The sequence below is a fragment of the Acidovorax sp. genome, from assembly GCF_046339755.1.
Classification (GTDB): domain Bacteria; phylum Pseudomonadota; class Gammaproteobacteria; order Burkholderiales; family Burkholderiaceae_C; genus Acidovorax.
This window is the reverse complement of sequence record NZ_JBKDTZ010000193.1, coordinates 1-12,106: the sequence shown is the minus strand read 5'-3', so window position 1 is coordinate 12,106 and position 12,106 is coordinate 1. Positions and strand designations below refer to the sequence as shown.

Genomic DNA, 12,106 nt, shown 5'->3' with positions numbered 1-12,106 from the left:
GCGCCCGCGGCCGCTGCCCCCGACCAAACCGATTGCATGGCAGAACTCCGCGCCCTATCGCTGCTGCCCGCGCGCGTGCAGCAATGGCTGACCCCCTACGAGGCGGATGAACCGTTGGCTGCGAGCTTTCGCGCCCAGCAGGTGCAGGCCATGCTGCGCCTGACCCCGCTGGCCATGGCCGTCAACCTCTTCAACGGGTGCTTCATCGCCTGGCGCCTGGCGACAGTACCGTCCTGGCTCTGGGCCTGGATGCTGGCCCTGCTGTTCGTGGCCGCACAGGGGCTGCGCGCCTGGCAGCGTGCGCGCCGGCGCCCGCCGCGCCTGCTGGCGTCGAAGAAGGCCATCCGGCGCGCAGCCCGGCATGCGGGCGCTCTGGGCCTGCTGTGGGGCGCCATACCGGCGGCACTCTTCGCTGCGGCGCCAGCTCCGGACCAGATGATGATCCTGGCGATCAGCTGCGGAATGATCTGCGCGGGCGGATTCGCACTGGTGACGGTGCCCGAGGCCGCCTTGAGCTATGTGCTGCTGCTTGCAGGGGGCTCGGCTGTGGGGCTGGCACGGGCGGCGGACCAGCCAGGCACGGTGACCCTGCTGGTGCTGCTGGTGACCTATGGCCTGGTGGTGATCGCATCGGTGCGCGTGATGGCGCGATCCTACGGTTCACGCCTGGCGGCCGAGGCCGATGCCGCCCACCAGCAGCAGATCGTGGGCCTGCTGCTGCGCGACTTCGAGGAGAACACCAGCGACTTCCTCTGGGAGGTTTCCAGCGAAGGCACGCTGCGCCATTCTTCCAATCGCCTGGACCAGGCCCTGCGCTACAGCCGCCAGGACGACCCCGAGCTGGGCCTGGTGGAGCTGATCGCCCGCACCCACCAGGGCGACAACCATGGCGTGGACCCGGCCAGCCACCTGCAGGCGCTGCAGGTGGCCCTGCAGGGAGCGCAGCCGTTCCGCGACCTGCTGGTGCCGCTGGTGATCGGCGGCCAGTTGCGCTGGTGGGCGCTCACGGCCAAGCCGATCTGGCACCTGGACCACACGCGGCAGGACTGGCGCGGCGTGGGCGTGGACATCACCCACAAGAAGCATGCCGAGGACGAGATGCACCGCCTGGCGCATTTCGACGTGCTGACCGGGCTGGCCAACCGGCGCCACTTCCAGCACCGCCTGCAGCAGCATTGCGCGCTGGACGGCGCGGGTGCCGGTGCGGCGGCCCTGCTGTGCCTGGACATGGACAACTTCAAGCGCGTGAACGACGCCTACGGCCACGGCAATGGCGACCTGCTGCTCAAGACCGTGACGCAGCGCATGGCCCAGCAGGTGCGCAGCCGCGACCTGGTGGCCCGGCTGGGCGGCGACGAGTTCGCCATCCTGCTCGACGGCGCCAGCACGCGCGCCGAGGTGCAGCTGTTCTGCGACCGCCTGGTGGGTGCCATCGAGCAGCCCTGCGACCTCTCGGGCCTGGCCATCACACCGCACCTGAGCATCGGCGTCGCCTTCCTGCCGCACGACGGCAGCCACGTGGACGCCCTGCTGCACCATGCCGACCTGGCGCTGTACGAGGCCAAGCAGCGCGGGCGCAGGCAGGTGCAGTTCTTTTCCATCGAGATGGACCAGCGCGCCCACCGGCGCATTGCGCTTGAGGACGGCCTGCGCACCGCCCTGGCCCAGGGCGAGCTGCAACTGGCCTTCCAACCCCAGTGGCATCTGGCCTCGGGCCGCATCGCGGGGCTGGAAGCCCTGTTGCGCTGGAACAGCGCGCGCTTTGGCAGCGTATCGCCGGTGGAGTTCATCCCGGTGGCCGAGGAAGCGGGCCTGATCCGCGACATCGGCCTGTGGGTGCTTGAGCGTGCCTGCCAGGCCGCGCGCCAGCTGCCGGGCGACCTGGTGATGTCGGTCAACCTGTCGGTGTGCCAATTCGACGATGCGCTGCGGGCCGACAAGATCCTCGCCGTGGTGGAGCGCTGCGGCCTGCCCCCGGGGCGGCTGGAGCTGGAGATCACCGAGTCGGTGTTCCTGCAGGACACCGACGACGTAGTGGCCACGCTGCACCGGCTGCGCCATGCAGGGGTGCGCATCGCGCTGGACGACTTCGGCACCGGCTATTCCTCGCTGGCCTACCTGCGCAGCTTTCCGTTCGACCGGCTCAAGATCGACCGTTCCTTCATCGCCCCCATCGAGGGCAGCCCCGAGTCGGAGGCCATCGTGCATTCGGTGATCGAGCTGGCGCAGGCGCTGCACATGGAGACCACGGCCGAAGGCATCGAGACCGCCGAGCAGGCCCAGCTGCTGCAGAGCCTGGGCTGCGTGACGGGCCAGGGCTTCTACTTTGCCCGGCCGCTGGACCTAGCGGCGGTGACGGCCTTCATCGCCGCCCAGCCGGCGGCCATCTCCTGACCCCTCGCCTCATTCGGCGCCAGGCTTGCGGCGTGCCCTGGGGTGGGCGGCGTCGTACACCTTCGCCAGGTGCTGGAAGTCCAGGCGCGTATAGACCTGGGTGGTGGTGATGTTGGCGTGGCCGAGCAGTTCCTGCACGGCGCGCAGGTCGCCACTGGACTGCAGCAGGTGGCTGGCGAACGAGTGGCGCAGCATGTGCGGATGCACCGGCGTGCTCAGCCCGGCCATCTGGCTGCGCTGGCGCAGGCGCAGCCAGATGGACTGCGCCGTGAGCCGCGCGCCGCGCTGACCGACGAACAGCGCGGCATCCAGGCGCGCCGAGCCCGCGCCACCGAACGGGCGGGCGCGCAACGCCAGCCAGGCCTTGAGCGCCTCGGTAGCGGATTGGCCCACCGGCACACTGCGCCGCTTGCTGCCCTTGCCGAAGACATGGGCCTCGCCCGCCTGCAGGTCGATCCAACCACGGCCCTGGCGCGCGGTGTCGGCACTGGCCACGGCATCGAGCCCCGCGAGTTCGCCAACACGCAGGCCGCAGCCGTAGAGCAGCTCCACCATGGCGGCGTCGCGCGCTTCCAGCCAGGGGTCGGCGCCGGTGTTGTCGAATTCGGCCAGGCGCACGGCATCGTCCACGCCCAGGGCCTTGGGCAGGGGCTTGGGCGCCTTGGGGGCACGCACGTCCTGCACCGGGTTGTGCGGCACCAGGCCCTGGCGCCCGGCCCAGGTGAAAAAGCCGCGCCAGCCCGAGAGGATGAGCGCGATGCCGCGCCCGCTGCGCCCGCCGCTGTGCATCTGCGCGACGAAACGGCGGATGTGCGCCGTCTGCAATTGCAGCAGGGGCACGCCCACGCCGGCGGCGAACTGCGCGAGCTTTTCCAGGTCCAGCTTGTAGAGCGTGAGCGTGCGCCCCGCCAGGCGCTTTTCCACGCGCACATGTTCCAGGTAGCGCTGCACCAGTGGGTCCGGCGCCGGCGTGCCGGACTCAGGGAGGTCAGATGCGGCGGTGGTCACGAGAACTCGTCCGCCGGGCGGCTCAGCGCAGGCGCACCCGCGCCGAGCTGGCCAACTCGGCAATGCGCGAGAGAAAATCGGTGCCCATGGTGGCATCGAAGCGCTGCGGGTCGTGCGAGCCCAGCACCAGCAGGCCGAAGGCCGGCGTGGCGCTGTTGATCGCGCCCTGGCGCAGCGGCAGCAGGGCCAGCGACTGGGCCTGCACGCCGTCCGGCGCATCGAGCCAGCCAGCGGGCTCGAAGCCCAGGTTGGGGCCGCAGAAGGGCATGGTCAGCGACGAGGCGAAGGCCCGCGCGTCCTCGCTTGCGCCCTGGGCGAAATCGGCATCCACATAGGGGCCTGCCACATCCCAGACGCGCACGGTGGCCTGGGGCACGTCGACCAGGGGGCGGAGGCCTTCCACCACCGCCTCGGGCAGGTCGAACGGCTCCTTGACCTGCAACAGCGCGCTGGTCCACTGGTGCACCTTGGCCGCAATGCCGGTGTTCTCGCCGCTGTTGCGCACCATGTCCATCACGCGGTGCTCCAGGCCCTTGATCTTCTCGCGCAGCATCTCTGCCTGGCGCTCCTGCAGGCTCACGGCGCGGGCGCCATGGGGGCTGGTGATCTGCACGCTGGCCAGCACCTCGGCATGGCGCTCGAAAAAGCCGGGCGTATTCTCCAGGAAGCGGGCGATGTCGTCTTCGGTGATGGGCGGAATATGGGTGCTGGGGTGGGTCATGCTGCGTCCGGAATGTCGATCTGGCCTTCGAATACGGTGGTGGCCGGGCCGGTCATGAAAAGGGAATCGGTGTCCTTGCCGCTCCAGGCAATGGTCAGGAGCCCGCCGTGCATGTCCACATGCACTTCGCTGTCGAGCAGTCCCAGGCGGATGCCGGCGGCCACGGCCGCGCAGGCGCCCGAGCCGCAGGCCAGGGTCTCGCCCGTGCCACGCTCGAACACGCGCAGGCGCACGTGGCTACGGCCCACGATCTGCATGAAGCCCGCGTTCACGCGCTCCGGAAAGCGCGAGTGGCTCTCGATCAGCGGGCCCCACAGGCCCACCGGGGCCGTGTCCACGCTGTCCACCAGTTGCACCGCATGCGGGTTGCCCATGGAGACCACGGCCACCGGCACGGTGACCGGGATGCCCTGCACATCGAACGCCAGGGGCCAGGTGCGGCCGTTGCCCTGCACTGTGGGTATGAGTGCGGTGGCATCGAAGGGCACGCGCGGCTCGTCGAGCACGGGCACGCCCATGTCCACGGTGACACGGCCATCGGCATTGAGCTTTGGCGAAAGCACGCCGCTCAGGGTCTGCACGCGGATGGTGTCCTTGTCGGTCAGGCCCTTGTCGCGCACATAGCGCGCGAAGCAGCGCGAGCCATTGCCGCACTGGCCCACCTCACCGCCATCGGCGTTGTGGATCACATATTCGAAATCGATGCCTTCGGCCGGCGAGGGCCGCACGGTGAGGATCTGGTCGGCGCCCACGCCGAAGTGGCGGTCTGCCAGGTAGCGGTACTGGCCGGCCGTGAGGTTCAGCCGCGCACGGGTCTCGTCGAGCACGACGAAGTCGTTGCCCGCCCCCTGCATTTTGGTGAAGTGGATCTTCATGCCCGGATTATCGTCGGTGGCGGGGCCGCCTTGCCAGACGCCATGACAATGGCAATACCCCCATCCGGCACGGGGCGGCCAAGCCGTTTAGGCTTGGGCCCGTTTTTCTTTTCACAGAACGAACCAGGAGAACCCATGGCCGAACTTTCCGATTTCCCCATCACCCGCAAGTGGCCCGCCCAGCACCCGGACCGCATCCAGCTGTACTCGCTGCCCACGCCCAACGGCGTGAAGGCGTCCATCGCGCTGGAGGAACTGGGCCTGCCCTATGAGCCGCACCTGGTGAGCTTCGAGACCAACGACCAGACCTCGCCCGAATTCCTGTCGCTCAACCCCAACAACAAGATCCCTGCCATCCTGGACCCCAACGGCCCGGACGGCAAGCCGTTGGCGCTGTTCGAATCCGGCGCCATCCTGGTCTACCTGGCCAGCAAGACCGGCCAGTTGATGCCAGAGGACGCGGCGGGCCGCTACGAAACCCTGCAATGGGTGATGTGGCAGATGGGCGGTGTCGGCCCTATGTTCGGCCAGCTCGGCTTCTTCCACAAGTTCGCCGGCAAGGACTATGAGGACAAGCGCCCGCGCGACCGCTATGTGGCCGAATCCAAGCGCCTGCTTGGCGTGCTGGACCAGCGCCTGGCCGGCCGCCAGTGGATCATGGGCGACACCTACACCATTGCCGACATCGCCACCCTGCCCTGGGTGCGCAACCTGGTGGGCTTCTATGGCGCGGGCGAACTGGTGGAGTTCGACCAGTTCAAGGAAGTCCAGCGTGTGCTGAAGGCCTTCGTGGCCCGCCCTGCCGTAGACAAAGGTCTGAACATCCCCGCCCGGGGCTAAGCCATCCGCTCCTGGAGAAAGTCCAGGAAGCACGCAATGCGCGCGGCCAGTTGCGTGTTGCGGTAGTAGACCGCGTTGATGGGCTGGCGCACGTCCACCGTGTCGCGCGCCAGCACCTGCACCAAGCCGCCGCTCTCACGGTCGCCAGCGGTCATGAAGTCCGACAGGCACGCCAGCCCCACGCCTTGCAGTGCCAGCTGGCGCAGCGTTTCGCCGCTGGACGCAGTGATGCCGGGCGCGATGGGCCATTCGTCCCCATGCGCGCCGCGCAGCGGCCAGCGGTTGAGCAACTCGGGCTGGTTGAAGCCCAGCAGGGTATGGCCCGCCAGGTCGGCCACGCTTTTGGGCCTGCCCGCGCGCGCCAGGTAGCCGGGGCTGGCCAGCACGCGCAGGCGGCTGGTGCACAGCGGGCGCGCATGCAGGGTCGAGTCCTGCAGCCGGCCGATGCGGATGGCCACGTCCGTGCGCTGCTCCAGCAGGTCGATGTTCATCTCGTCCGTGTTGAGCTCCAGCGTGATCCCCGGATAGGCACTGCGGAACGCGGGCACCAGCGGCACCACGGCGTGCAGCATGAACGGGGTGGCCGCATTCACGCGCAGCCGGCCCGAGGGCTGCTGGCGCCGCGCTGCCATGCTCTCCTCGGCCTCGTCGATGGATGCAAGGATGGCGCGCGTGCGCAGCAAGAAAGCCTGCCCCTCCTCGGTCAGCTCGATGCGGCGCGTGGTGCGGCGCAGCAGGGTGGTGTCGAGCTTCTTCTCCAGCCGCGAGAGGGCCCGGCTGATACCCGAGACAGTCTGAGCCAGCTGGTCGGCGGCGGCTGTGATGGAGCCGCCATCGACCACAGAGACAAAAGCCTGCAACTCTTCGAGGGTGGTTTTCACGGGCTTCTCCGTCCTTGATTATTGATTCATAGTCAAGTATCTATCGAACGTAACCATCTTTTTTTGCAAGACTGGAAAACCCACACTCCTGCCCATTCCCACAGGAGTGTTCCCATGCCCATTGCCTTGCTCGCGCTGACGCTCAGCGCATTCGCCATCGGCACGACCGAGTTCGTGATCGTCGGCCTGCTGCCCACAGTGGCGGCCGACCTGTCCATCAGCATCCCCTCGGCGGGCCTGCTGGTGAGCCTGTATGCACTGGGAGTCGCCGTCGGCGCCCCGGTGCTCACCGCCCTCACCGGCAAGCTGCCGCGCAAGGCACTGCTGCTGTCGCTGATGGCCCTGTTCACCGCCGGCAACCTGCTCGCCTGGCAGGCGCCCAGCTACGAATCGCTGGTGGCCGCACGCATCCTCACCGGCCTGGCACACGGGGTGTTCTTCTCCATCGGCTCGACCATCGCCACCAGCCTGGTGCCCAAGGAGAAGGCCGCCAGCGCCATTGCCATCATGTTCACCGGCCTCACCGTGGCCCTGGTCACGGGCGTGCCGCTGGGCACCTTCATCGGCCAGCACTTCGGCTGGCGCGAGACCTTCCTGGCCGTCTCGGCCCTGGGCGTGATCGCCTTCATCGGCAGCGCACTCTTCGTGCCGCGCAACATCGCCCACACGCCACCGGCCTCGCTGCTGCAGCAGGCCCGGGTGCTGGCCGAGCCGCGCCTGTTGCTGGTGTATGCCAAGACGGCCATCGGCTACGGCGGCAGCTTCATCCCCTTCACCTTCCTCGCGCCCATCCTCACCGACATCTCGGGCTTCAGCGCCGGCGCAGTGGGCTGGGTGATGCTGGTCTATGGCGTGTCGGTCGCCGTGGGCAACCTCTGGGGCGGTCGGCTGGCCGACCGGCTGGGCCCGATCCCTGCGCTGCGCATCGTGTTCGCACTGCTGGCCGCCGTGCTGCTGTTGTTGCAGTTCACCGCGCCGCACCCCTGGCTGGCGCTGGCGACCGTGCTGCTCTGGGGTGCCGTGGCCTTTGGCAACGTGCCGGGCCTGCAGGTCTATGTGGTCAAGCAGGCGGAGCGCTTCACGCCCCAGGCGGTGGACGTGGCCTCGGGCCTGAACATCGCCGCCTTCAACCTGGGCATTGCCGGCGCCGCCTGGGCCGGTGGCCTGATCGTGACACACCTGGGCCTCATGCACACGCCCTGGATCGGCGCCGTGGTGGTGCTGGGCTCCCTGGCACTGGCGCACTACAGCGGCGTGCTGGACCGCCGCGCCGGCATCCCGGTGCGGGCCGCAGGCCCGGTCCCTGTGGGCCACTGACCCTTTCCCCTTTTTCTTTCCACACACACGGAGACTTTCTTCATGCATTCCTCTTCCATTCCCGCCTTCGGACTGGGCACCTTCCGCCTGCAGGACCAGGTGGCCATCGGCTCGGTGCGCAACGCGCTCGACCTGGGCTACCGCCTCATCGACACCGCCCAGATCTACGGCAACGAGGCGGCCGTCGGCCAGGCCATCGCCGACAGCGGCGTGCCGCGCGGCGAGCTGTTCATCACCACCAAGGTCTGGACCGAGAACCTGGCTGCGGACAAGCTCATCCCCAGCCTCAAGGGCAGCCTCGCCCAGCTGCGCACCGAGCAGGTGGACCTGGCGCTGATCCACTGGCCCTCTCCGGGCGGCGCCGTGCCCGTCGCCGAGTACATGGGCGCCCTGGCCGAAGCCAAGGCCCAGGGCCTGGCCGCGCAGATCGGCGTCTCCAACTTCACCGTGGCGCTGATGCAGCAGGCCATTGCCGCTGTGGGCGCAAGCGCCATCGCCACCAACCAGATCGAACTGCACCCCTACCTGCAGAACCGCACCGTGGCCGACTTTGCCCGGAGCCAGGGCATCCACATCACCTCGTACATGACACTGGCCTACGGCAAGGTGCTGGGCGACCCTGTCATCGAAGCCATCGCCCGTGCCCATGGCGCCACCCCGGCGCAGGTGGCCCTGGCCTGGGCGCTGCAGCAGGGCTACGCGGTGATCCCCTCCTCCACCCGGCGCGAGAACCTCGCCAGCAACCTGAAGGCGCAGCAGTTGCACCTCCACGACGCCGAGATGGCGCAGATCGCTGCACTGGACCGTGGAGGCCGCCTGGTAGACCCTGAAGGCCTGGCTCCCGCCTGGGACTGACCGCTCACCTCAGCCGGCCACCACACGCACGAAGGCCGGCACCACGCCCAGGTGGTCGTCGCGCCGCTGCAGCGCATGCACGTCGGCCCTGGGTGCCCTGGCGCCCAGGGGCTTGAACACCACGCGGGGCCCGAACAGCGCCCCCAGGGACGATGGCACTAGCGCCACGCCCAGCCCTGCAGCCACCAGGCTCAGGAGCGCCGCCAGCTCCACCGTGGTCTGCGCCACCCGGGGCGCAAAGCCGGCCTGCACGCAGCACTGCACCATGTGCTCGGCATGGGCCGACGAGTCGCGGCGCAGCATCACGAAGGTCTCGCTGCGCAGGTCTTTCAAGGCCAGCGCCTTGCGCGCGGCCAGCGCGTGGCCCGGTGGCAGGGCCGCCACCACGGGGTCGGGCCACAGCAGGGTGCTGGCCAACTGGTCGTCGTTGACCGCCGTGCGCGAGATGCCCACGTCGATGCGCTTGTCACGCAGCGCCGCCTGCTGCAGCGAGGGCTGCATCTCGTGCAGCACCACGTCCACCCCCGCATGGCTTTGCCGGTAACGCGCCAACGCTGCGGGAAATGGCCCCAGGAAATGCGAGCCCGAGAGCCCCACCTCGATGCGCCCCGCCTGCCCCTGGCCGATGGCCGCCACGCGATGGCGCGCCGTGTCCAGCCGCTCCAGTACCGCGCGCGCGTCGACCAGATAGGCCTGGCCGGCGAGTGTGAGCTCCACGCGCCGGCTGGTGCGCACGAACAACTGGGCGCCCAGCTCCTGCTCCAGCTGAGCGATCTGCAGGCTCAGCGGCGGCTGCGAGACATGCAGGCGCTGCGCGGCGCGCGTGAAACTCAGTTCTTCGGCCAGGGCGATGAAATAACGCAGGTGCCGCAGTTCCATTGATACTTTTGAAGTCTTGATCAAGACCAACAATATATTGGACCGAAGATTCGCTTGTTTCGACAATACCCCTGACTACAACAACCAGGTGGAGACAAACATGACGATCAAGCACAGCCTCTTGGCTGCCACGCTGGCCCTGTCGGGCATGGCCTTGGCGCAGGACAACTACCCCAGCAAGGCCATCACGCTCACCGTTCCCAACCCGCCCGGCGGGGTGGTGGACACCTCGGCCCGGCTGCTCAACGAGCCCCTGGCGCGCGTGATCGGCCAGCCCGTGGTGATCGACAACAAGGCCGGCGGCAGCGGCAACGTGGCCTATGGCGCCGTGGCCCGCGCCAAGGCCGACGGCTACAACCTGCTGATCTCGTACTCGGCCTACCATGTGGGCAACCCGGTGCTGACCCCCAGCCTGCCCTGGGAGGCCAAGGACTTCGCCCCCGTGGCCCTGCTGACCGTGGCGACCAACGTGATCGCCGCCCACCCCTCGGTGCCGGGCAACAATCTCAAGGAATTCATCGCCTACCTCAAGGCCAACCCGGGCAAGGTCAACTACGCATCGCAGGGCAACGGCTCGCTCTCGCACATCGGCACCGAGATCTTCAAGCAGCAGAGCGGCACCTTCATGACCCACATCCCCTACCGCGGTTCGGGCCCGGCCGTGGCCGACGTGCTGGCGGGGCAGGTGCAGGTGTTCATCACCACGCCGCCGTCCGTGATGCAGCATGTGGTCAGCGGCAAGCTCAAGGCTTTTGCCGTGACCGGCAGCAAGCGCCACCCCGGCCTGCCCAACGTGCCCACGGTGGCCGAGGCCGGCATGCCGGACTTCAAGCTCGAAGCCTGGGTGGGCCTGTTCGCCCCGGCCGCCACGCCGCCCGCCGTGGTCAGCAAGCTCACCGCCGACGTGAAGAAGGCGCTGGAGATGCCCGAAACCCGCCAGCGCGCCGATGCCGCGGGGATCGAACTGCGCTACCTGCCGCCCGAGGCGTTGGGTGACTTGGTGAAGACCGAGACCGCCTACTGGGCCAAGACCATCAAGTCCGCCGGCATCAAGGCCGACTGACCGAACCCTCCCATCCCGACTGCCCCGAAGCCCGACACCGCCGTGCCGGGTGGGGCCGCGCTTTGCCCATCCATGTCTGAAAGGCCCCCGCCATGCAACGCACCTACCGCATCGGGCAGATCGTGCCCAGCTCCAACACCACCATGGAGACCGAGATCCCCGCCATGCTGCGCGCGCGCGAGCAGATCCTGCCCGAGCGCTTCAGCTTCCACGCCAGCCGCATGCGCATGCAGAAGGTCACCAAGGAAGAACTGGCCGCCATGGACCGCGATTCCGACCGCTGCGCGCTGGAGCTCTCTGATGGAAGGATGGACGTGATGGGTTATGCCTGCCTGGTGGCCATCATGAGCATGGGCCTGGGCTACCACCGGACGTCCGAGAAGCGCCTGCATGAGGTCACCGTGGCCAATGGCAAGCCCGCGCCCGTGGTGTCGAGCGCCGGCGCCCTGGTCGAAGGGCTCAAGGCCATGGGTGCGACGAAGGTCTCGGTGCTCACGCCCTACATGAAGCCACTGACCCAACTGGTGGTGGACTACATCGAGCACGAGGGCATTGCCGTGCAAGACAGCCTGTCGCTGGAAATCGCCGACAACCTGGAGGTGGGCGCGCAGGACCCGGCCGCGCCCGCGCAGCTGGTGGAACGCCTGGACACCCGCGGGGTGGATGTGGTGGTCATCTCTGCCTGCGTGCAGATGCCTTCGCTGGCCTCGGTGCAGGTGGCGCAGGACCGGCTGGGCATTCCCGTGGTTTCGGCGGCCGCGTGCACCACCTGGGCCATGCTCAAGCGCCTGGGGCTGGAAACCCGCGTGCCCCAGGCCGGGGCACTGCTGTCAGGCGCCTACTGAGCGCAGCCGGCAGGCGGCGGGGCAAAACCCGATAATGGGTCCATGCCCCGCCCAAGCCAACAACTCCATCCCCACCGCGAACCCGTCCCCACGCGCCTGGCCGCCACCGAGCAGCTGCATCGCGAAGCCGAAGGCGACGGCGCGCTGCAGATCCAGATGACGCGGCGCTCGCCCAACGCGAGCTTTGCCCCGGGGGCCTATGTCTTCCCCGGTGGAGGCATTGATGCACTGGACGCCCAGGCGCACCACGTGGCGGACCGCCGCCCGGCCCAAAGCGATCTGCACCTGACGCAGGCGGTCGCCGCCATCCGCCCGAGCTTGGTGTCCGGGGGGGGCTTGGGGGCCCCCCACGCCGATGGCCGCATGGCCGATGCCGCCGACATCGCAACCCTGGACCGCAGTGCGCCCTTTGCCGCGCAGTGCGAGGC

At 68.8% G+C, this 12,106-nt stretch carries 11 protein-coding genes and 1 pseudogene; 7 read left to right on the top strand and 5 right to left on the bottom strand.

Translation table 11 applies throughout. The features are described from left to right. Positions 1–36 precede the first annotated feature (36 nt). On the top strand, positions 37–2,394 hold the full coding sequence (locus ACK59X_RS15815; protein WP_409958615.1) for a putative bifunctional diguanylate cyclase/phosphodiesterase: 2,358 nt from the start codon (positions 37–39) through the stop codon (positions 2,392–2,394). Positions 2,395–2,403: 9 nt separating this feature from the next. On the opposite strand, the gene ACK59X_RS15810 is transcribed toward ACK59X_RS15815, so the two are convergent. From ACK59X_RS15810 to dapF, 3 genes are read right to left on the bottom strand one after another with little or no spacing between them, the layout of a single operon-like run. Next, the gene (locus tag ACK59X_RS15810; RefSeq protein WP_409958613.1) at positions 2,404–3,402 is read right to left on the bottom strand and encodes a tyrosine recombinase XerC; all 999 of its coding nucleotides are present in this window, start codon (positions 3,400–3,402) and stop codon (positions 2,404–2,406) included. Positions 3,403–3,424: 22 nt separating this feature from the next. Then, positions 3,425–4,123 carry a DUF484 family protein gene (locus ACK59X_RS15805; protein ID WP_409958611.1) on the bottom strand — a complete coding sequence of 233 codons (699 nt, stop codon included), beginning with the start codon at positions 4,121–4,123 and terminating at the stop codon, positions 3,425–3,427. Further along, positions 4,120–4,998: a diaminopimelate epimerase gene (gene dapF / locus ACK59X_RS15800; protein ID WP_409958609.1), complete on the bottom strand. Its 879-nt coding sequence runs from the start codon at positions 4,996–4,998 to the stop codon at positions 4,120–4,122. The genes ACK59X_RS15805 and dapF overlap by 4 nt, the downstream gene beginning before the upstream one ends. A gap of 135 nt (positions 4,999–5,133) precedes the next feature. On the opposite strand from dapF, the gene ACK59X_RS15795 reads away from it, so the two are divergent. Beyond that, complete coding sequence (locus ACK59X_RS15795) at positions 5,134–5,838, top strand: glutathione S-transferase N-terminal domain-containing protein (protein WP_409958607.1); 705 nt, start codon at positions 5,134–5,136, stop codon at positions 5,836–5,838. Here ACK59X_RS15795 and ACK59X_RS15790 read toward each other — a convergent pair. Continuing rightward, positions 5,835–6,719, bottom strand: a complete 885-nt coding sequence (locus ACK59X_RS15790; protein ID WP_409958605.1) for a LysR substrate-binding domain-containing protein — start codon at positions 6,717–6,719, stop codon at positions 5,835–5,837. The genes ACK59X_RS15795 and ACK59X_RS15790 overlap by 4 nt on opposite strands. A 114-nt stretch (positions 6,720–6,833) precedes the next feature. On the opposite strand from ACK59X_RS15790, the gene ACK59X_RS15785 reads away from it, so the two are divergent. After that, entirely contained in the window at positions 6,834–8,036 is a 1,203-nt protein-coding gene (locus ACK59X_RS15785; RefSeq protein WP_409958603.1) for an MFS transporter, read from the top strand. A gap of 42 nt (positions 8,037–8,078) precedes the next feature. Then, positions 8,079–8,891, top strand: a complete 813-nt coding sequence (gene dkgB, locus ACK59X_RS15780; protein ID WP_409958601.1) for a 2,5-didehydrogluconate reductase DkgB — start codon at positions 8,079–8,081, stop codon at positions 8,889–8,891. Between the two features lie 9 nt (positions 8,892–8,900). Here dkgB and ACK59X_RS15775 read toward each other — a convergent pair whose 3' ends face one another. After that, positions 8,901–9,770 carry a LysR substrate-binding domain-containing protein gene (locus ACK59X_RS15775; protein ID WP_409958599.1) on the bottom strand — a complete coding sequence of 290 codons (870 nt, stop codon included), beginning with the start codon at positions 9,768–9,770 and terminating at the stop codon, positions 8,901–8,903. Between the two features lie 100 nt (positions 9,771–9,870). Here ACK59X_RS15775 and ACK59X_RS15770 point away from each other — a divergent pair, with 100 nt between their 5' ends. The 3 genes and pseudogenes from ACK59X_RS15770 to ACK59X_RS15760 all read left to right on the top strand — a co-directional run. Next, entirely contained in the window at positions 9,871–10,833 is a 963-nt protein-coding gene (locus ACK59X_RS15770; RefSeq protein ID WP_409958597.1) for a Bug family tripartite tricarboxylate transporter substrate binding protein, read from the top strand. Between the two features lie 92 nt (positions 10,834–10,925). Further along, entirely contained in the window at positions 10,926–11,678 is a 753-nt protein-coding gene (locus ACK59X_RS15765) for an Asp/Glu racemase (protein ID WP_409958595.1), read from the top strand. Between the two features lie 42 nt (positions 11,679–11,720). Beyond that, positions 11,721–12,106, top strand: a pseudogene (locus ACK59X_RS15760) (MBL fold metallo-hydrolase); the annotation flags it as partial.

Bases quoted from the DNA above. Each gene is read 5' to 3' on its own strand.
- ACK59X_RS15815 (WP_409958615.1), top strand. From the start codon at position 37: ATGGCAGAACTCCGCGCCCTATCGCTGCTGCCCGCGCGCGTGCAGCAA.
- ACK59X_RS15805 (WP_409958611.1), bottom strand. From the start codon at position 4,123: ATGACCCACCCCAGCACCCATATTCCGCCCATCACCGAAGACGACATC.
- dapF (WP_409958609.1), bottom strand. From the start codon at position 4,998: ATGAAGATCCACTTCACCAAAATGCAGGGGGCGGGCAACGACTTCGTC.
- ACK59X_RS15795 (WP_409958607.1), top strand. From the start codon at position 5,134: ATGGCCGAACTTTCCGATTTCCCCATCACCCGCAAGTGGCCCGCCCAG.
- ACK59X_RS15785 (WP_409958603.1), top strand. From the start codon at position 6,834: ATGCCCATTGCCTTGCTCGCGCTGACGCTCAGCGCATTCGCCATCGGC.
- dkgB (WP_409958601.1), top strand. From the start codon at position 8,079: ATGCATTCCTCTTCCATTCCCGCCTTCGGACTGGGCACCTTCCGCCTG.
- ACK59X_RS15775 (WP_409958599.1), bottom strand. From the start codon at position 9,770: ATGGAACTGCGGCACCTGCGTTATTTCATCGCCCTGGCCGAAGAACTG.
- ACK59X_RS15770 (WP_409958597.1), top strand. From the start codon at position 9,871: ATGACGATCAAGCACAGCCTCTTGGCTGCCACGCTGGCCCTGTCGGGC.
- ACK59X_RS15765 (WP_409958595.1), top strand. From the start codon at position 10,926: ATGCAACGCACCTACCGCATCGGGCAGATCGTGCCCAGCTCCAACACC.